The 18,128-nt window shown below is 69.2% G+C and carries 18 protein-coding genes; 9 read left to right on the top strand and 9 right to left on the bottom strand.

Annotation, left to right across the window (positions count from 1 at the left end; genetic code table 11):
• The 3 genes from ABZ319_RS36760 to ABZ319_RS36750 form a co-directional block, all read right to left on the bottom strand.
• On the bottom strand, positions 1-382 hold a 382-nt coding region (locus ABZ319_RS36760; protein ID WP_354991191.1), incomplete at its 3' end, for a hypothetical protein.
• Between the two features lie 27 nt (positions 383-409).
• Positions 410-727 carry a hypothetical protein gene (locus tag ABZ319_RS36755; protein ID WP_354991190.1) on the bottom strand — a complete coding sequence of 106 codons (318 nt, stop codon included), beginning with the start codon at positions 725-727 and terminating at the stop codon, positions 410-412.
• A 29-nt stretch (positions 728-756) separates the two neighbouring features.
• Positions 757-1,125, bottom strand: a complete 369-nt coding sequence (locus ABZ319_RS36750) for a DUF732 domain-containing protein (protein WP_354991189.1) — start codon at positions 1,123-1,125, stop codon at positions 757-759.
• A 263-nt stretch (positions 1,126-1,388) separates the two neighbouring features.
• Between ABZ319_RS36750 and ABZ319_RS36745 the strand changes: the two genes are divergently transcribed.
• From ABZ319_RS36745 to gcvT, 6 genes are all read left to right on the top strand, one after another.
• A complete protein-coding gene (locus ABZ319_RS36745) occupies positions 1,389-3,368 on the top strand; it encodes an N-6 DNA methylase (protein WP_354991188.1) in 1,980 nt (659 codons plus the stop codon).
• A 98-nt stretch (positions 3,369-3,466) separates the two neighbouring features.
• Complete coding sequence (locus ABZ319_RS36740; protein ID WP_354991187.1) at positions 3,467-4,588, top strand: hypothetical protein; 1,122 nt, start codon at positions 3,467-3,469, stop codon at positions 4,586-4,588.
• A gap of 36 nt (positions 4,589-4,624) precedes the next feature.
• Positions 4,625-6,052, top strand: a complete 1,428-nt coding sequence (locus ABZ319_RS36735) for a protein kinase (RefSeq protein ID WP_354991186.1) — start codon at positions 4,625-4,627, stop codon at positions 6,050-6,052.
• Between the two features lie 286 nt (positions 6,053-6,338).
• On the top strand, positions 6,339-6,872 hold the full coding sequence (locus ABZ319_RS36730; RefSeq protein ID WP_354991185.1) for a hypothetical protein: 534 nt from the start codon (positions 6,339-6,341) through the stop codon (positions 6,870-6,872).
• Between the two features lie 2 nt (positions 6,873-6,874).
• Positions 6,875-7,930, top strand: coding sequence for an exonuclease domain-containing protein (locus ABZ319_RS36725; RefSeq protein ID WP_354991184.1), 1,056 nt, complete (start codon positions 6,875-6,877; stop codon positions 7,928-7,930).
• A 160-nt stretch (positions 7,931-8,090) separates the two neighbouring features.
• Positions 8,091-9,191 carry a glycine cleavage system aminomethyltransferase GcvT gene (gene gcvT / locus ABZ319_RS36720; RefSeq protein WP_354991183.1) on the top strand — a complete coding sequence of 367 codons (1,101 nt, stop codon included), beginning with the start codon at positions 8,091-8,093 and terminating at the stop codon, positions 9,189-9,191.
• Positions 9,192-9,464: 273 nt separating this feature from the next.
• On the opposite strand, the gene ABZ319_RS36715 is transcribed toward gcvT, so the two are convergent.
• Positions 9,465-9,908 (bottom strand): MarR family transcriptional regulator, encoded by a 444-nt coding sequence (locus tag ABZ319_RS36715; protein WP_354991182.1) that lies wholly within the window; start codon positions 9,906-9,908, stop codon positions 9,465-9,467.
• A 29-nt stretch (positions 9,909-9,937) separates the two neighbouring features.
• On the opposite strand from ABZ319_RS36715, the gene ABZ319_RS36710 reads away from it, so the two are divergent.
• The gene (locus ABZ319_RS36710; RefSeq protein WP_354991181.1) at positions 9,938-10,468 is read left to right on the top strand and encodes a cupin domain-containing protein; all 531 of its coding nucleotides are present in this window, start codon (positions 9,938-9,940) and stop codon (positions 10,466-10,468) included.
• Positions 10,469-10,597: 129 nt separating this feature from the next.
• A complete protein-coding gene (locus ABZ319_RS36705) occupies positions 10,598-11,698 on the top strand; it encodes a branched-chain amino acid aminotransferase (protein WP_354991180.1) in 1,101 nt (366 codons plus the stop codon).
• Between the two features lie 344 nt (positions 11,699-12,042).
• Here the strand turns inward: ABZ319_RS36705 and ABZ319_RS36700 are convergent, their stop codons facing one another.
• The 5 genes from ABZ319_RS36700 to ABZ319_RS36680 all read right to left on the bottom strand — a co-directional run bounded on the left by ABZ319_RS36700 (position 12,043) and on the right by ABZ319_RS36680 (position 17,112).
• Entirely contained in the window at positions 12,043-13,539 is a 1,497-nt protein-coding gene (locus tag ABZ319_RS36700; RefSeq protein WP_354991179.1) for a TraM recognition domain-containing protein, read from the bottom strand.
• Positions 13,540-13,671: 132 nt separating this feature from the next.
• Positions 13,672-14,385: an MBL fold metallo-hydrolase gene (locus ABZ319_RS36695; RefSeq protein ID WP_354991178.1), complete on the bottom strand. Its 714-nt coding sequence runs from the start codon at positions 14,383-14,385 to the stop codon at positions 13,672-13,674.
• A 133-nt stretch (positions 14,386-14,518) separates the two neighbouring features.
• Positions 14,519-15,487 (bottom strand): homoserine O-succinyltransferase, encoded by a 969-nt coding sequence (locus ABZ319_RS36690; protein WP_354991177.1) that lies wholly within the window; start codon positions 15,485-15,487, stop codon positions 14,519-14,521.
• 125 nt (positions 15,488-15,612) lie between these two features.
• Positions 15,613-16,584 carry a carbohydrate kinase family protein gene (locus ABZ319_RS36685; RefSeq protein ID WP_354991176.1) on the bottom strand — a complete coding sequence of 324 codons (972 nt, stop codon included), beginning with the start codon at positions 16,582-16,584 and terminating at the stop codon, positions 15,613-15,615.
• Positions 16,585-16,758: 174 nt separating this feature from the next.
• The gene (locus ABZ319_RS36680) at positions 16,759-17,112 is read right to left on the bottom strand and encodes an iron-sulfur cluster assembly accessory protein (RefSeq protein ID WP_354991175.1); all 354 of its coding nucleotides are present in this window, start codon (positions 17,110-17,112) and stop codon (positions 16,759-16,761) included.
• Positions 17,113-17,331: 219 nt separating this feature from the next.
• On the opposite strand from ABZ319_RS36680, the gene ABZ319_RS36675 reads away from it, so the two are divergent.
• Positions 17,332-17,988 (top strand): DUF3043 domain-containing protein, encoded by a 657-nt coding sequence (locus tag ABZ319_RS36675; protein WP_354991174.1) that lies wholly within the window; start codon positions 17,332-17,334, stop codon positions 17,986-17,988.
• The last annotated feature ends 140 nt before the right edge of the window (positions 17,989-18,128 follow it).

Raw genomic sequence — 18,128 nt, 5'->3', positions numbered from 1 at the left:
GCAGAAGAGCACGGGCGGGCGGGCCTGGAAGACGGTGACGGCGTCGCGGTCCTCGGCCACGCTCACGCTCACGGTGATGCGGATGCCGGCGCAGGCCGCTGAAGCTGCCCGTCACCGCGAGACGGGCGATGTGGAGGGGGATTTCGGCGGTCGGGACGATCGTCAGCTTGTAGACGCCGCCGCCGACCTCGTCGCAGAGAACGACTTCCTGGCCGGGTCGGACCTGGGTGTGCAGCTTGTCGATATCGCAGGCGCGTTCGGCGCCGTAGCCGGAGTAGGTGCGGATGTGGGTTTCCGCGGCCGCGGGCCCGGCGTTGGCGGTGGCCAGGGCCCCGAGGGCGGCGCAGGCAGCGAGGGTGAAGGTGGCGGTGCGGTTGGGCATGATTCCTCTTGACTGGAGGTGGGTCGGTTACTCGTGGGTCCAGGTGCAGCCGTTGACCTCGATGACGTCGCCGTCGTTCAGGCGGACATACGAAGCGCCCGTGTAGGACTCGATGTCGATCAGTTCGGAGGTCTTGGCGCCCTTGTAGGGGAGCCAGGTGATGAAGCAGACGCCATAGTCGTCCTCGGTGGGGCCCGCGGTGGAGTACGTGCCGGGCTGCACATCCTGGCCGACGATCTGCATTCCCTCGTGGAGGGTGGAGGCGGGCGCGGCGCCGGCGACGCCGACGGCGGTGAGGGTAGCCAGGGTGGCGGCGGTCAGCGTAGTGATCAGCTTGCGGTGCATGGGATTTCGATTCCTTCGAAAGGGTGGGATCAGATCTGGTACTGCGGGCAGTAGGCGTCGATGGCGGCGTTGAGGAAGGTGTAGGGGTACTGCACCGCGCCGCGCGAGCTCTCGGCCAGGGTGATGTGGTTGCGGGCCGAGTTGCCGTTCGTGTCGAGCCAGCGGCACTGCGACTGGGCCAGGCGGATGGCGCTGTCCTGGACGGTGCAGCTCTTCTTGGTCTGGCTGGCGTCGCGCAGGAACTGGCGGTCGGCCGAGGTGCGGGCGGCGCAGCCGGAGCCGGAAGAGCCGCTGCCGCTGCCGGATCCGGTGTCGGGGGCCGCGAACGCGGTGGGTGCGGCGGCGGTGAGGGCGGCGGCCGTCGCGCCGATGGCGATGAGGGTGGGGAGGGTGCGCATGGTTTTCCTTGGTTTGGGCGTAAGGGAGCGCCGCGGGTGGCAATAGGCCGACCGCGGTGTGTGACAACGGACTTCAGGTCCCGGCGAGGCGCCGGTGTACGCGGCGAGACCTGTACGAGTCGCTCTCCGAGCTGTGGGCGACCGGCCTCTGCGGCGTTGATGTAAAACGTAGAGCATAGTGAAAACATTCGCAACACGAATCTGGAGATTGATTTTTGCTTAGGCATCACGCAGGGTGGGGGAACGTACACGAGAGGAGAGGCATGTCGAAGCCCGTGTCGAAGGTCAATGCCGCGGAGATCTCGCGGCTCACCGGCGTCACTCGCGCCACCGTCAGCAACTGGCGCCGCCGGCACGCCGACTTCCCGAAACCGACACCCGGGAGCACGGAGACCCGGCCCACCTTCGACCTGCACGAGGTACGAGATTGGCTGGTCGCGCACGGTGTGGAGGCGAACGACTCGCCCGCCACCGAGTTGCGCACGCTCGTGCGGGCGCAGGCCACGCCGGAGCCGGCGAGGCAGGTGCTGGCATCGCTGCGCCGGGTCGAGGGGGGCTGGGATGCGGCCGGAGCGCGGGCCGAGGTGGGGGCCGCCGCCGGTGCTTTCACGCGGGCGGTGGCGGCCGGGGAGACCCGGGCCGCGCTGGACGCCCTCGCCGAACGGGCCTTGGACGGGACCCAGGCGACGGGTGTGTACATCACCCCCGAAGTGGTGGCCGAGTTGATGGTCGCGCTACTCAGCTCGCCCGGTGGGGCCGATGTACACAGCGTGCTGGACCCCGCCTGCGGCAGTGGGTCGCTGTTGCTGGCCGCTGCGCACGCGGGGGCGGCTGAGCTGTACGGGCAGGACGCGCTCGCGGTGCAGGCGCATCGGACCCGGCTGCTGCTGGAGGCGGACGCCGAGCTGGAACCGGCTGTGCGAGACGGCGACAGTCTCACCGCCGACGCCTTTCCGGATCTGCGCGTCGACGCCGTGCTGTGCAATCCGCCCTACGGGCAACGGGATTGGGGATCGGACACCCTGGCCTTCGACGCGCGGTGGGACTACGGGCCGCCGCCGCGCAACGAATCGGAGCTGGCCTGGGTGCAGCACGCCGTCGCGCATCTGAAGGCCGGTGGCACCGCGGTGTTGCTGTTGCCGCCCGCCGTCGCCACCCGGCCCTCGGGGCGCAAGATCCGCGCGAATCTGGTGCGGTCCGGGACATTACGCGCGGTGATCGGCTTGGCGCCGGGTGCGGCGCAACCGTGGCACGTGGGGTTGCAGCTCTGGGTGTTGCGACCGCAGCAGGCGGCGGACTCCATGCTGTTCGTCGACACCACGGGGTTGTCGGTGAAGATCGACGGCGAGGACCGCATCGACTGGGACGCCGTCAGCGATGCCGCCGTGCGGGCCTGGCGCGTATTCGACAGTCCCGCAACGGATGACGCGGCGGTGTCGGGACGCGCGGCGGTCGTGCGGCTGGTGGATGTCCTGGACGAGGAGGTCGATCTCACGCCGGCCAGGTACGTGCGGTCGTCCCTTGACTCGGGCACCGTCGCCGACGAGGTGGACGGCGCTATCCGCCGGCTCGTCGACACCACGGTGGAACTGACCTCCGTCACCGAACTACTGGCGGGCTGGTCCGAAACCGAGGGCAAGAACTGGCGTTTCGTCACCATCAACGATTTGGCGAAGAATGCTCAGGTCGAGTGGATCAAGAGTGATCCGCCGAGTTCGGAGCGGCCGGAAGCGGGCGCCGACCGGCCGGTGCTCACCGCGCCGGATGTCGCGACCGGTAGTGCCGCGTCGGGGACCATGGCCACGGCGGCGCCGGCGGTGCCCAACCTGGTCCGGGCCGGGGACGTGCTGATTCCCGCCGTACGCAGTGATCGTTCGGGCGGCCGGAGCGCGCGGGTGGCCGATGCCGCGGACGCGGGCGTGGTGCGCGGGCCGCACGTGCACACCCTGCGGGTCGATCCGGCCCGCTTCGATCCCTGGTTCCTCGCCGGATTCCTGACCGGTGCCGAGAATGTCTCCGCGACAAGGACATCCACGATCCGATTCGATCCCACCCGGTTGAAGGTGCCGGTGCTGTCGCTGGCCGAGCAACAGCGCTACGGTGCGCTGTTCCTGCAGCTGTTCCTGCTGCGCACCGCCGCGCGCCGGGCCGGGTACGCCGCCGAGCACGTCGCGGAATTGGTGACCACCGGCTTGACCGCCGGTGCGCTGATCCCCGAGGACAAACCCCGGGGTGGTCGATGACCGATTGTTCGGTCCTGCGGGCGGAGATGACGCTGCTACCGTTAGCGCGGGCCACGGGGGAAACGCACGCGATGAGCACCAGGGGGAGACGGTCGGTTGTGACGGGGGATATCGCCGCCTATCCGGACTATCGCGCGCTCGCCGAGCGTGAATTCGACGCTCTCGTCTACGATCCCGGCCACTTCGGGCGGGCGGGTGAGCGGCGCTGGTCGACCGTCGAGGGGGCGCGGAGCTGGGCGCGGCACTGCCTCGGGCACGCCGGGCCGGGAAGCCTGGTCGCGGTCGCCATGCCGGGCCGGCTGGCATTCGCGGCGGACGCTCGAACGCTTCGGGGTGTGCTGCTGCGCGGCGGACTGTTGCGGGCGATCCTTTCCGGGATTCCGGATTCCCCAGATCTGTGGCTGCTCAGGCAATCCGAAAAGCCATCCGCGCACGTGCTGCTCGTGAACGCGGCCGGTGAACCCGCCTACGCACTGCGGGCGTGGCGAGCATTCGAAGAGGACCCCATGCATCCCGATGCCATTCCGCACACCGCGCGTGTGGTCGAACTGCTCGACGCGGACATCGATTTGAGTCCGCGGGGGCTGGGCGATCCGCAGGACGGATATCCGGCGCTGCGCGACGAGCTGGCGGGGGTGTTCCCGGAGGCCCCGGCGCTCGAGGCCGAATCCGGCTCCCACGGGACGATTTCGCTGGAAGAGCTGGTGGAAGCGGGGACAGTCACGATCTATCAGGCGTCGCCGGCCGCCGGTGCCGACGAGGGTGATTCGCCCGTCCTGTCGGTGAAGGATGTTCGGCTCGGCCGGGCGCCCTCGCGGCGGGGGAGTGCGGAAATGCCCGGGGCGGTGACGATTCGCGGCGGGGATATCGCGGTCGCCATCGGCAGTGCGGCCGCGGTTCGGGTGTGTGCCGAGGACGGGGCGTTGCTGGGCACCGGCATTCATCTCGTGCGGACCAACTCCGCCGTGGTCGATCCGAGTTTCCTCGCCGGGGTGCTGCGTGCGGCCGTCGAAGCGGAGGACGGGCCGGTCGACCTGTATCAGGTGTCCGTGCCGCGTATTCCGCCCGCCGAACAGCGGCGATACGGGGCCGCTTTCGAGCGGCTGAACGAGTTCGAGGCCGAATGGCAGCGGCGGCGCGCTGTCGCGGAAGCCCTGGTGCGGACCGGATTCCAAGGGTTGGCGCAGGGGCGGCTACGTCCGCCCGAGGACGCCGAGTAGTTTGGCTTCTCTCATGAACTCACGGAGGTAGGGGCGGTGCAACCGCAGCTCATCGGCGGCCGGTACGAGCTGATCAAACAGATCGGCGCGGGCGGCATGGGGCAGGTATTCGACGGCTTCGACCACAATCTGAAGCGCCGGATCGCCGTGAAGTTCACCCACCCCCACCTCGACCAGGACCCGGATTGGGCCCGGCGCTTCTTCCGCGAGGCGGAATTGATGGCGGCGCTGCGGCATCCGGGACTGCCGGCGATTCATGACGTGGGGACCTCGCCGGGGCCGCCCGAACGGCCCTATCTGGTCATGGAATACGTCGAAGGCGTGACCTTCGAGGAATTGCTCGACCGGCACGGGGCCCTGCCGATCGGGGTGGTCGCCGCGCTGGGGGCGCAGGCCGCGGCCGTGCTGGCCGCGACGCATCGGAATCGGATCTATCACCGGGATCTCAAACCGTCGAATCTCATGCTGTGCGACGACGGAACGGTGAAGGTGCTGGACTTCGGGCTGGCGGTGGCGCCGGATTCGAACCGGACGCGGTACACGCGGACCGGGCATACGCTCGGGACGCCCGCGTTCATGGCGCCGGAGCAGGTCGAGGGCAAGGCCGTTGTGCCGCAGACGGATCTGTACTCCATGGGGTTGGTGCTGCACGAACTTCTCACCGGATCGCGGGTGATGACGGGCAGCAACGAATATCTGGTGTGGCAGAACCAGGTTCAGTACATGCCGCCGGATATTCGGCAGGATCTGCCGGGGATGCCGGCGGATCTGGCTCGACTGATCATGAGCATGCTCGCCAAGGCTCCGGAGCAGCGACCGGATGACGCGGCGAGTGTGCACGCGGGGTTGTTGCGCCATGCCTCGGGGTTGAGTCATCTACCCGAGGTGCACGACACGCACAGTCCGGCGCAGATGTACGCGCTCGCGGTGGGGGCGGCGACCTCGACGCGGACCGCGCAGACCGTGGTGGCTCCGACCCGCGTGCTGCCGAAACCCGTTGTCGCCGAGGCTGTGCCGGGCGGGACCGACTTCAGTCGCGGGGATCTCAAGCGCGCTATGCGGCGTGCTCGGGACTATGCCGACGACTCTCGCTACGACCCGGCGATTCATGAGCTCAAGACCGTCGTGGAAAAGGCTGTGCCGCTGCTGGGTTCGCGGGACGCCGATGTGGTCGAGGCTCGACTGCGGCTGGCGGACATTCGATTCGAGAGCGCGGACTACTCCGGTGCGGCGGATCTCTACCGCACGCTGATCGACGATCTGACCGCCGAGCGTGGGCCGTACGACGACCATGTCATGTACTGCCAGCGGCAATTGGCCACCTGCCATGTGTATCTGGGCGATGTGCGCGCGGCGTTGACCCGGCTCAAGCGGCTGCACAGTCAGATGGCGGTGCGGTATGGGGAAGAGGACAGGCGGGTCATCGAACTCGCGGGGCAGATCAGCCATATCAAGACCGCCTGACCGGAGTTCGGCGTGACGCGGCTCTTGCCGATCCCGATGAGCGGTTGCCGGCAGGGCGGGATTTCGGCCCACGGGCCGAGGTGATCCGGACAAAACGGTTGTGCTCGAACGTGTTCGGTCGGTGTGCGTAGCGACCTCTCAGCGCGCTGTGGTCGCCCGGCCGTACCTTTGGTGCCTGCCCGGCGTCACCTATGTCGACCTGCGGTCGGACCCGAAATCGTTTGGCATGTCGGACCCATCGTCTACGGTGGCCCGTGCAGGCCATCCGCGGCGAATTCGGAGCGTCATGAGCATCGCTGACCAGAGTGTGTTGTCCCTCGTGGTTGTGCTTTCCCAAACGAACGACCGGTTGGTTGTCTGGCATGTGAATGTCGGTCGAGGGATGGGGCTTTCGCGGCTATCGGGCGCTTGGGTCGTTGACGCCGGGGATGGGGAGACCGTGGAGCGGCTCACGGGTGGGTATCGGCGGCTGTGGTGTGACGAGGGTGGCGGGGGCGGCGGGGACGTGGTCGATCTGGCGGGTACGGTGGCGGCGGTCGAGGCGGAGGTGGAGGCTGTGGACGGGGTGTTCACGCGGCATCAGGAAACGTTGGCGGGGAAGTTGATTCGGCCGGTGTGGCCGGAGATGGTGCATCCCGCCGCGGCGCGGCAGCCCAGGCATGACGTCGACCCGGAGGTGCGGCCGGTACTGGCCATGGCGTGGGGGCTGGCGGGGCTCGCGGACGCGTGGGCGGAGTTCGAGTCGTTGCGGGTGGCGCGGCCGTTTCTGGTCGAGCATGGTGGGCGCACGCCGCGGGCGCTGCCGGTGCGGGTGCGGTGACGATGGGACTGTCGTTCGCGGCCATCGACGTGGAGACGGCCAACTCGGCGCGGGGAAGCATTTGCGCCGTGGGTGTTTCGGTGGTGCGGGACGGGCGGCGGGTCGATACCCGGTCGTGGTTGTGCCGGCCGCCGCGGGCCGTGGATTTCTTCAATCAGCACAACATTCGGGTGCACGGGATCTCGGCCGCGATGGTCGCGGACGAGCCGGGGTTCGCGCAGCGGTGGCCCGAGGTTGCCGCGCTGGTGGGTGACCTGCCGCTGGTCGCGCACAACGCGAGTTTCGACAGCGGGGCGTTGAGCGAAGCGTGTACGCGCAGCGGGATCGCCATGCCCGCATGGGAATTCAGCTGCAGTCTGGCGATGTCGCGACGGCACCTGGATCTGGAGAGTTACCGGCTGCCGAATGTGGCTGCGGCGCTGGATATTCCGGTGTTCGCCCATCACGAGGCCGGGGCCGACGCGATGGCGGCGGCCGACATCGTGCTGGCGCTGGCGGCTCGGACGGGCGTCGGCTCGCTGTTCGAACTCGAAACCACCGGCGTCGACCGGCCCTATCGCAGCAGGCGTGCGGCCCGCCCCGTCGACCTGGATCGGCCCGAGGCCGAGCGCTCGGAACGGTCCCACCGCCGCTCCTTCTACGATCGCCCCCAACTGGTGATGCCCGAGGTAACCGGCGCCGACCCGACCCACCCGCTACACGGCCGCGTGGTGGTCTTCACCGGCGAGCTGGCGTCGATGACCCGCCAGCAGGCATGGGACGCAATAGCAATCCACGGCGCGACCCCCGCCAAGAACGTCACCCGCCGCACGACGGCGTTGGTCATCGGCGACAGGTTCACCGGCGACGACCCGTCAGTGTTCAGCACCACGAAGGCGGCTCGGGTCGCCGAACTCCGTTCGCGCGGACAGCACATCGAGGTTCTCGACGAGGGGCGGTTGCGTGCCTACCTCGGCGCACATGCCGCTCAAACGGCAGAGGATCGATGTCCACATACATCGGGCGGTTCCTCCTCGGGGCGTGCTCGTGGATGCCGCTGCGCCGTGGGTGCCCGCTAACTTCTGGCAGGCACTACCTCGGGGAGCTGCGGCGATAGGCTGCCGTCATAGGTATCGACGCTGTTGGGGCGGGTTCGGTTCCGGGTGTGGCTGGGGTCGTCGGGTGCGTGGCGAATTGCCCGCATCGGCGGGGCTCGCGGTGGGCGATAAGCTTCCTCGGGTGACCGACGAGAAGCTGTTGCAGGGGCCGATCCACGCCGTCCACGTCGAGTTGGGCGCCACCTTCGCGCCTTTCGGGGGGTGGGAGATGCCGGTGTCGTACGCGGGGACGGTGGGGGAGCACACCGCCGTGCGGACCGCCGTGGGGGTGTTCGACGTCAGCCATCTGGGGAAGGCCACGGTCAAGGGGGCGGGGGCCGCGGCGTTCGTGAACTCCGCGCTGACCAACGACCTCGGGCGGATTCGGCCGGGGAAGGCGCAGTACACGCTGTGCTGCACCGCCGAGGGCGGGGTTATCGACGACCTCATCGCGTACTACGTGAGTGACGACGAGATCTTCCTCGTGCCGAACGCCGCCAATACCGCGGCCGTGGTGGCCGAGATGCGGAAGGTCGCGCCCGAGGGGATCACCATCACCGACGAGCATCGGTCGTACGCGGTGTTCGCGGTGCAGGGGCCGAAGTCGGCGGAGGTGCTGACCAAGCTCGGGCTGCCCACCGACATGGAGTACATGGCGTACGAGGACGCCGAATGGGACGGGCGGCCGGTGCGGGTGTGCCGGACCGGGTACACCGGCGAGCACGGGTACGAGCTGCTGCCGAAGTGGGACGACGCGGAAGCGGTGTTCCGGGCGCTCGTGGCCGAGGTCGAGGCCGCGGGCGGGCAGGCCGCCGGGTTGGGTGCGCGGGACACGTTGCGCACCGAGATGGGGTACCCGCTGCACGGACACGAACTGTCGCTGGAGATTTCGCCGTTGCAGGCGCGGACCGGGTGGGCCGTCGGGTGGAAGAAGGACGACTTCTGGGGGAAAGAGGCGCTGGTTCGGGAGAAGGCCGACGGGCCGCGGCGACTGCTGCTCGGGCTGAAGGCGATCGACCGGGGCGTGCTGCGGCAGGGGCAGGGCGTGTTCCAGGGAGATGCGCAGGTCGGTGAAACCACCTCGGGGACTTTCTCTCCCACGCTGAAGGTGGGAATCGCGTTGGCGCTCATCGATACCGCGTCGGGGATCGAGCCGGGCGCTCAGGTCGAGGTGGACGTGCGGGGGCGGCGGATCAAGTGTGAGGTCGTCAAGCCGCCGTTCGTGGAGCCGCATACCGCGTGAGGTGAGTGCCGAAAAACGTGCACTGTCGGGGCTCAGGGGGCGGGTTCCTGCCTTCTGGGGCGTGATGGTGCACGGAAATTGGCGGCCACGCCCGTACGGACCTCCGGCGGATACCTCCGGGCCACACCGCCGGCGCCCGGGTAGTTTCGGTCCACCGGCGGAACACCGGTCCCGTGAATCAACACCGGTCCCGACTACGGCGACCGGAATGGTCGTCTGGGGGTAAGCCGCCCAGGGCCGGAGTCGGGCGACAGCATCGGAAGCCGTAGGCGCTCAGGGGTTCCGGAGTCCTCGGAGCGAGCCCAGAGAGCGGGCGAGCAGCGACCGAAGGTCTTTCAGGCCCTCCTCGCCGAGATCGGCGCTCAGGCGCCGCTCGATCGCGGCGATCCGTTCGCCCGCGAGAGTCACCGCGGCGCGGCCGGACTCGGTGGCGACGACCACGCGGGCGCGGCGGTCGGCGGGGTCGACGGTGCGTTCGACGTAGCCGTGGCGTTCCAGGTGCGTGATCAGCTCACCCATCGACTGCTGGGTCATGCCCGCCGACTCGGCGAGGGCGGTGACGCGGGAACCCTCGGGGGGCAGGTGGCGGAACACCGCGTAGTGGGCGGGGCGCAGGGTGTCGTGGAGCTCGGCGCGGAGGTCGTCGTCCAGGGTCTGTTCGAAGACGTGGGTGACTTGAACGAGGAGCTTCAGCAGGGTGGGGTCGGGTGTTGACACGATAGGAAGGTTACCTTTATATATTGGAAATGGACAAAGCGACCCTCACGTTTCGCAGTGGGCACGAAGTGACCTTCGTCGAGGAGGGTGTGGACGAGGGCGGGGCGTTCCTGCGGCTTCGGCACCGGTTGCCCACGCCCGGGCGGCAGGCTGGGCCGCATTGGCATCCGGTGCTGGGTGAGCGGTGGACCGTGCGGTCGGGGCGGCTGCGGTTCAAGATCGACGGTGTGGAAAAGGTTGTGGGCGCGGGTGATTCGCTCGCTGCCGGGGCCAACGTCGTGCACGAATTCTGGAGCGAGACCGACGACGTGGTGCTGGATCACGAGATCCGGCCGCCGCTGCGGCACTGGGAGATGTTCCGGCTGTGGCAGGCCCTCGACGCGGCCGGGCGCACCACGAAAGCGGGCGTCCCGCGCAACCCGCTGGCCCTGGCCCTGCTGTGGGAGTACCAGGACGGGTATCTGGCCGGGATTCCGGCGGGCGTGCAGCGGGTGGTGCTGGGCGGGCTCGCGCGGGCGGCGCGTCGCCTCGGTTACGAGCGTAAGTGGCTGCCGAGCTGAGGTGGCCCGTGTGATTCGGCATTCCGCCCGGTCGGGATCACCGGCCGCGTCCACCGGATCCGGCAAACAGGACACGGCGCGGGTGGACCGGGTCCCCGTTCCGGACGCGGGCGATTTAGACTCCACGTCATGACAGTTGCCGCGCCATTCACCCGCATCTCGCATCCCGCCCCGACCCCGGCGGAGCGACGGCAGGAGATTCTCGCGGCCCCCGGATTCGGGCGGTTCTTCACCGACCACATGGTCTCCCTCGACTACCGCGACGGCGAATGGACCAACGGCAAGGTCGAGCCCTACGGGCCGCTGTCGATGGACCCGGCGACCATGGTGTTCCACTACGGTCAGGCCATCTTCGAGGGGCTCAAGGCGTACCGGCAGGCCGACGGCAGCATCGCGACCTTCCGCGTCGACGCCAACGCGGCGCGCTTCCAGCGCTCGGCGGCCCGCATGGCCATGGCCGAGCTGCCCCGGGAGCTGTTCATCGAGTCCGTGCGGCAGCTGCTCGAGGTCGACGCCGACTGGGTGCCGCCCGCCGGTGGTGAGGAATCGCTGTACCTGCGGCCGTTCATGTTCGCGACCGAGGCCGGGCTGGGCGTCAAGCCCGCTTCCGCCTACAAGTACCTGCTGCTCGGCTCGCCCGCGGGCGCGTACTTCCCGCGCGGCGTGAAGCCGGTGCGGGTGTGGCTGTCGACCGAATTCGTGCGCGCGGCACCCGGCGGCACCGGTGAGGCCAAGGTCGCCGGTAACTACGCGTCCTCCCTGCTCGCCCAGAAGCAGGCCACCGAACAGGGCTGCGACCAGGTCGTGTGGCTGGACGCGGTCGAGCGCAAGAACGTCGAGGAGATGGGGACCAACAACCTCTTCTTCGTCTACGGGACCGGCTCGGACGCCCGCCTGGTGACCCCGTCGCTGTCCGGTTCGCTGCTGCCGGGCATCACCCGCGACTCGCTGCTGACCCTGGCCGCCGACTCGGGCTACCCGGTCGAGGAGCGCACCATCTCCATCGACGAATGGCGCAAGGGCGCGGAGTCCGGCGAGATCTCCGAGGTCTTCGCCTGCGGGACCGCCGCGGTCATCACCCCGGTCGGCTGGGTCAAGGATGCCGACGGCGAGTTCACCATCGGCGGCGGCGAGCCGGGCGAGGTGACCATGGCCCTGCGCGACACCCTCACCGGGATCCAGCGCGGCACCTTCGCCGACAACCACTCTTGGATGCGCACCATGGCTTGATGCTGAAACGCTGAAACGTGCCCGCCCCGGACAGTGTTCGGGGCGGGCACGTTTTTCTGCGTCGGCGGACAGGTTTCGACACCGGACCGTTGCAGGCCGCCGCGGTGACTGTGCGGCCGGCGACCGTCTGGGTGTGTGATGGGCGCAGCGCGACACCCTTGCCGGGATCCAGCGCGGCACCTTCGCCGACAACCACGGCTGGATGCGCACTTACGCCTGACGGCTTCGAGTACTCGAAAAGTGCCCGCCCCGAACATATTCGGGGCGGGTACGTTCGTTGCGGGGAGTCACGGCACGCCGCGTCCACCGTGCACGATGACTCGTGCGCGCTCCGGGTTCGACGCCTACAGCGGGTGGATCTCCGCTATGCGGCCGTAGCTGGTGTCCTCCGTGTCGTCCGGGGTTTCCGCCGGGAGTTCCGGGACCGGAGGCGGCTGGGCCCCGATCTCCCTGTTGGTCAGGGAGTTTCGGATTTCTTCGGCGTAGGCGCCCTGCCACCAGGGGAGTGCCCGGGTCAGAGCGGGGCGGGCGTCGGCGGGGATGACCAGGAAGCGGTCGCGGGGGAGTAGGAGCAGGTCGGTGGGAGTGAATTGGTTGCGGCCGGGGCGGGCGGTTCGAAGGCGGGGGTGCAGGAAGTCGATGTCGTCGAGGCCGCTGCCGACCACTCGGATGTCGGCCGCGGACCAGAGGTCGGCCATGCCGTCGGGGCCCCAGCAGTGGGCGCCTTGGGACCAGGACTGGAGCATGGTCATGGCGGTGATGCCGCGCGGGCCGAGGCGGGGGTAGAGGGCGGGGAGGTCGCGGCGGCGGGCGGTGCAGGCGGCGTCGTCGAAGATGGCCAGCAGGGGGACGGCCAGGTGGCCGTGGGGGGAGCGGTCGGCTTCGCGGATCGCCACGTCGATGATGGCGTCGGCCAGCGCGCTCACCAGGGGTGCGGCGCTGCCGCGCTCGTGCGGGGTGAGGGCGTAGAGGGTGCCGTTGTCGCGCAGGAATGCCAGTTCGTCGAAGAGCGGGCGGGAACCGGGCACGATCCAGGGGTGAATGTCGGGGTTGCGGAGGCAGCTGACCATCCGCAGGGCGGTGCCGAACAGGCGTTCCTGGCTGCGGTAGTCGAGTTGGTACTGCGAGGCCACGAAGGTTGCGGCCCAGTGCTTTCCGCTGCGGCGCAGCAGTTCGATCGGTTCGGCGCTGCGGGGGCTGGCGATCCAGTCCACCACTTCGACAATGGTGCGGCAGGCCACCGCGGCGGCGAGCAGGAGTCCCGCGAGCAGGTCTTCGGCGGCGGTCAGATAGTCCGGATCCGAACCGGCGACGGCGATGTCCGCGCCGCAGGCGAAGTGGGCGGCCAGTTTCGCCGCGCGCGCCTCCGCGCCGGGGCGCTCGGGGTCGATCCAGGCCAGCGGATCCCAGCAGAAGGCGGCTTCGGCCTCCGGTTCGGGCTCGGCGACGCCCTGCGGATCGAAGACGAAAACCGGGCTGCCCTTGGCTTCTCGCACGTCACGGGTCGCGTCCACGGCATCGCGTTTGGTGGAGGTGAGCAGCACCGGGCCGATGGCCTCGACCACCGCCGGAATCACCCGGGAGGTGGTCTTGCCGCGGCGCGGACCCCAGATGTCGACGTGCGACTGCAGCAGCGAACCGTAGAGCTTGCCGCCGCGGCGCACCGGCCGGCCGATCGAGATCCCCGGCTGATCCTGGCTGCCCAGCCGGTAGCCGTGCTGCCGGGCCTCGGATCTGACCGATGCCTCACTCAGCCAGGCTATTTCGCGGCGATGCGCCAGTGATCTGGCCTTGGCGTCCACGGGCAGCCGCTGCCCCGGTGTGCGGCCGAATCCAAACATAGTGTTGTGCCCCCCTTGTCCGGAAAGTGCCCGGAAATGGTTGTAGTTCAGCCTAGTTCGATCTTCCCCCGGAAATGAAGAAACGCGCCCGCCCCGAAATCATTCGGCACGAGCGCGTTTCGTGGAAGGGAATCAGCTCGGCATGAACATCTGCCACTGCTCCAGGGTCTGCGGGCGCATGACGTAGTTCTTCTCGCGGATGTGCGAGAGGGTCGCGCTCGGCTCCTCGGAGTACCAGTGGCCGGGGTAGACGACCGGGTTGCCGGGCAGGTCGGCGAGGTTGCGGAGGCTGTGGAACATGGCCTCGGAGTCGCCGCCGGGGAAGTCGGTGCGGCCGCAGCCGTCCACGAAGAGGGTATCGCCGGCGATCAGGCGATTGTCGAACAGGAAGCACTGGCTGCCGGGGGTGTGGCCGGGGGTGTGCAGGAGTTCGATGTCGAACGCGCCGACCGAGACCTTGTCGCCGTGGGCGTGACCGGTCAGGGCGCTGGGCGCGATCCCGGTGACGTTGGCGACCCAGGGCAGTTCCTCGGCGTTGACGTGCACGGGGACGTCGACGTTCTCCAGGAGTTCCTTCACGCCGTTGAGGGTGAAGCCGAGCATGGTGCCGCCGACGTGGTCGGGGTGGTGGTGGGTGGCGAGCACGCCGCTCAGGCGCATGCCGTCGTCCTCGGCGATGGCAACCAGGTCGGCGGCGGCGTAGGCCGGGTCGACCACCACGCACTCACCGGTGTCGCGGTCGCCGATCAGGTACGCGAAATTGCGCATCTGGGTGGCGATGGGATCACCGACTGCCCAGTCGCGTCCGGCCAGCAGCTGACGAAAGTACAAACGGTCCGAACCCATGGGGCACAGCCTATTGCCCCCGAACGCGGGAAGCGCACCCGGACCACCGTCGCGTTTGAGTGGCGGCGGCGACCAGGACAGGTGGGCCCGCCCTGCGGCCCGGGCAGTTGCCGCCGTAGTGGCGGAGTCGTCATTACGCCGACAGGAGTTCCTGTTCGGCGCGAGCCTCTTCGACCGAGCGCAGCCAATTACCGAAGAACAGGCGGGAGTGGGACGCCCAATCGGCGGCCACGCCAGCGCCGTCCAGCGGCAGCGGGAAGTTCTCCAGCAGCACCGGATCACGCTGGGCGCGAACGAGTTCGGCGTGGGCGAGCAGCCGGGTGTAGATCTCGTCCGGGAAGTAGCCGAGCGGGACGTCCGGGAACGGCAGGGCCGGGTTCGCCAGCCAGCGGCGCAGGTCCCGGCGGTACTCGCGGGCCATCGTGTCGTGGAAGTACTCGGGGTGACCCTGCAGGAAGACGTGGCGCAGGCCGTCGGCGGAGCAGGCCAGCTGCCACTGGGCGGCGTCGGAATCGAGCAGGATGGGGACCGCGGCCGCGCGCAGATCCGCGGAGGTCATGACGTTCCAGCGCGAGTGCGGGATGGGGATCGAGCCGGTCAGGCCCGCGGTGAGGCGTTCGATGCCGTTGCCCGCCAAGCCGATCGGGGTGACCTGGTCGGCGTCGGCGCCCAGGTCGGGGTAGACGGTGTGCGCGAAGACGCCGTGCTGTCTGCGGGACAGGCGGTGTCTGTCCACCCCGTGCAGCAGATGCAGTGCGGCGTGGGCGGACTGGCAGGAGAACAGCAGCGAGGTCGCCTCCGCGCACTCGGCGAGCAGGCGGGCGACGACGGCGGTGCACGGTTCGGCGGCGATGGGGGCGGCGGTCGGTTCGCTGCCGCTGACGATGAGCGCGTCCATCTCGGCCAGCGCGGACCAGTCCACGAGGTCGGCGGATTCTCGCGGGTCTATGCCGAAAACCGTTGTTTCGAAACGGTTCTCGTTCGGCATGCCGGTGGGGTCGAGCTGGGCGGCCGCTCCCGCGACCGCTTCGAGGAACACCCGTCGCGTCATGCTGTCGGGCGACATCGAGAGCAGATCGACGACGCCGATCCGTACCACCATCATCAGGTCCTTCGCTGAGTGCCGAGGGGGGAGGGAAACTACCGTGACCGGGTGCGGGTCCGGCGCAAGAAGAACCGCACGCCGATCACATGATCAGCGTGCGGTATGAAAAAGTCCGGCAGGTGTCAGCGAAGAATCGCTTCGATGTCGGAAGCGGCATCGGGGCCGTACGCCTCACGCAGGCGCTTCAGGGCGACATCCTTGTCCAGGGTCCACTCCTGGGTGCCGACGGTTTCCAGGATCAGCACCGCGATGAGCGAGCCGAGCTGGGCCGAGCGCTCCAGGGACAGGCCCGCGGAGTGGCCGGTGAGGAAGCCCGCGCGGAAGCCGTCGCCGACGCCGGTCGGATCGACCTTGGCGTTGTCCGGGACCACGTCCACGTGCAGCTCGGCGCCGTCGCGATCGACGATCTTGGCGCCCTTGGAGCCCAGGGTGGTGACCCGAATGCCCACGCGCTCACCGACTTCGGCCTCGGACAGGCCGGTCTTGGACAGCAGCAGGCCCCACTCGTACTCGTTGGTGAACAGGTACGCCGCGCCGTCGATGAGCGAGAGCGCCTGCTCGCCGTCCAGGCGGGCCAGCTGCTGGGAGGGGTCGGCGGCGAACGGGATTCCGGCCGCGCGGCTCTGCTCGGTGTGCCGGACCATGGCGTCGGGATCGTTCGCGCCGACCAGGACGAGCTCGAGCTCGCGGTCCGCGGCCAGGTCGCCGATGGCGATCTCGCGGGCCTCGCTCATCGCGCCCGGATAGAAGGACGCGATCTGCGCCATGGACTCGTCGGTGGTGCAGACGAAGCGGGCGGTGTGCGCCTCGGTCGAGATGCGCACGGCCGAGCAGTCCACGCCGTTGGACTCGAGCCACTGCCGGTACTCGGCGAAGTCGGGACCGACGGCGCCGACCAGCAGCGGGGTCCGGCCGAGCAGGCCCATGGCGTAGGCGATGTTGCCGGCGACGCCGCCGCGGCGGATCACCAGGTCATCGACGAGGAAGCTGAGCGAAACGTGCTGGAGCTGATCGGCCAGCAGCACATCGGAGAACTTCCCCGGGAAGCGCATGAGGTGATCGGTGGCGATCGAGGCGGACACGGCGATGGTCACGGGCGTCAATCCTTCAGGTGACATGCGCTGCGCACACCTGGTGCGGGACGCGAGCCGGCGGTGGGAGGGTGCGGAACGTGCTGTACGTCACGGCCGCACTTCGAAAATACACTGAGCAGAGCACACGACAGCGCGGAACATCTCCGGGGAGATGTTCCGCGCTGGTTCGTCAGATCAGTTGAAGCTGTCGCCGCAGGCGCAGGAGCCGGTGGCGTTGGGGTTGTCGATGGTGAAACCCTGCTTCTCGATGGTGTCGACGAAGTCGATCGAGGCGCCCTGGATGTAGGGGGCGCTCATGCGGTCGACCGCGAGCTTGACGCCACCGAACTCGACGACCAGGTCGCCATCGAGGCTGCGGTCGTCGAAGAAGAGCTGGTAGCGCAGGCCGGCACAGCCACCGGGCTGCACGGCGATGCGGAGCGCCAGGTCGTCACGGCCCTCCTGGTCGAGCAGCGCCTTCGCCTTGGCGGCAGCGGCGTCCGTCAGAGTCGCACCATGAGCGGTGGTGGTCTCGTTCTGCACAGTCATGAACTCTCCTAAAGGACCTGTTTTCAACCCGTGAGAAGCGCACGGCTCGTCCGCTGTCAACGCACCTTCGCGGGCGGCTATTCCCAATCGTACGCGGCGGCTATTGCAACGGCAGGCCACGGGTTGTGGTCGCTACAGAGTAGCCGGTCGGCGCGATGACACACAGAACGGACCGACCGGAGTTTTCTCCCGGACACGCCATCGAATAGCCTGGTCGGCGTGAAGTTCCTGCGCCGTGGCGAGACCAGCCCCTCCGAGACCAGCGCGGCCGAGGCCGGTGGTACGGCGACGGTCGCGGATCGTCCGACGACCGCCGGTAAGGGCCGTCCCACGCCCAAGCGGCGCGAGGCCGAGGCGCGCAAGCGCGGTCCGGTCGCGCCCGCGCCCAAGACCTCGAAGGAGGCGCGGGCCCGGCGCAAGGAGCTCAAGGGATCCCAGACCAAGGCCGAGCGCAAGGCGTCCTCGGCCGAGCGGCGCGCGCAGGTGCAGGATCGCCGGTCGCGCATGCTCGCCGGTGAGGAGCAGTTCCTGCTGCCGCGCGACAAGGGGCCGGTGAAGGGTTACGTGCGCGACATCGTCGACGCCCGCCGCAATCTGCTCGGGCTGTTCATGCCCCTCGCGCTGGTGTTGATCCTGAGCATGATCCTCTCGCCCGCGCTGCAGGCGATCGTGACGCTCGGCATGCTGATCATGATGCTGTTCATGATCATCGAGGGCGTGGTGCTCGGCAAGATCGTGAACAACCGTGTGCGCGAGCGGTTCCCGGATGCGAGCGAGTCCAGCTTCTCGCTGGGCTGGTACGCGTTCGTGCGCGCCTCGCAGATTCGCCGCATGCGTGCGCCGAAGCCGCGGGTCAGCGCGGGGGACAGCGTCTAGAACGCCGATACGAAAAGCGCGAGGCCGCCGGGGGGGCGGCGGCCGCGCCGCGGTTCCGGGGGGGCGGGGGCGGTCGGCGGGGGGGCGACCCCCGAGATCGGAAGAGCGGGGGGGGGGGGAAGAGGGGTGGGGGGGTTGGG

The organism is Nocardia sp. NPDC005978, assembly GCF_040614455.1.
Lineage (GTDB): Bacteria > Actinomycetota > Actinomycetes > Mycobacteriales > Mycobacteriaceae > Nocardia.
Note: the sequence above shows the minus strand (reverse complement) of the source record. Positions and strands in the feature narration are given on the sequence as shown.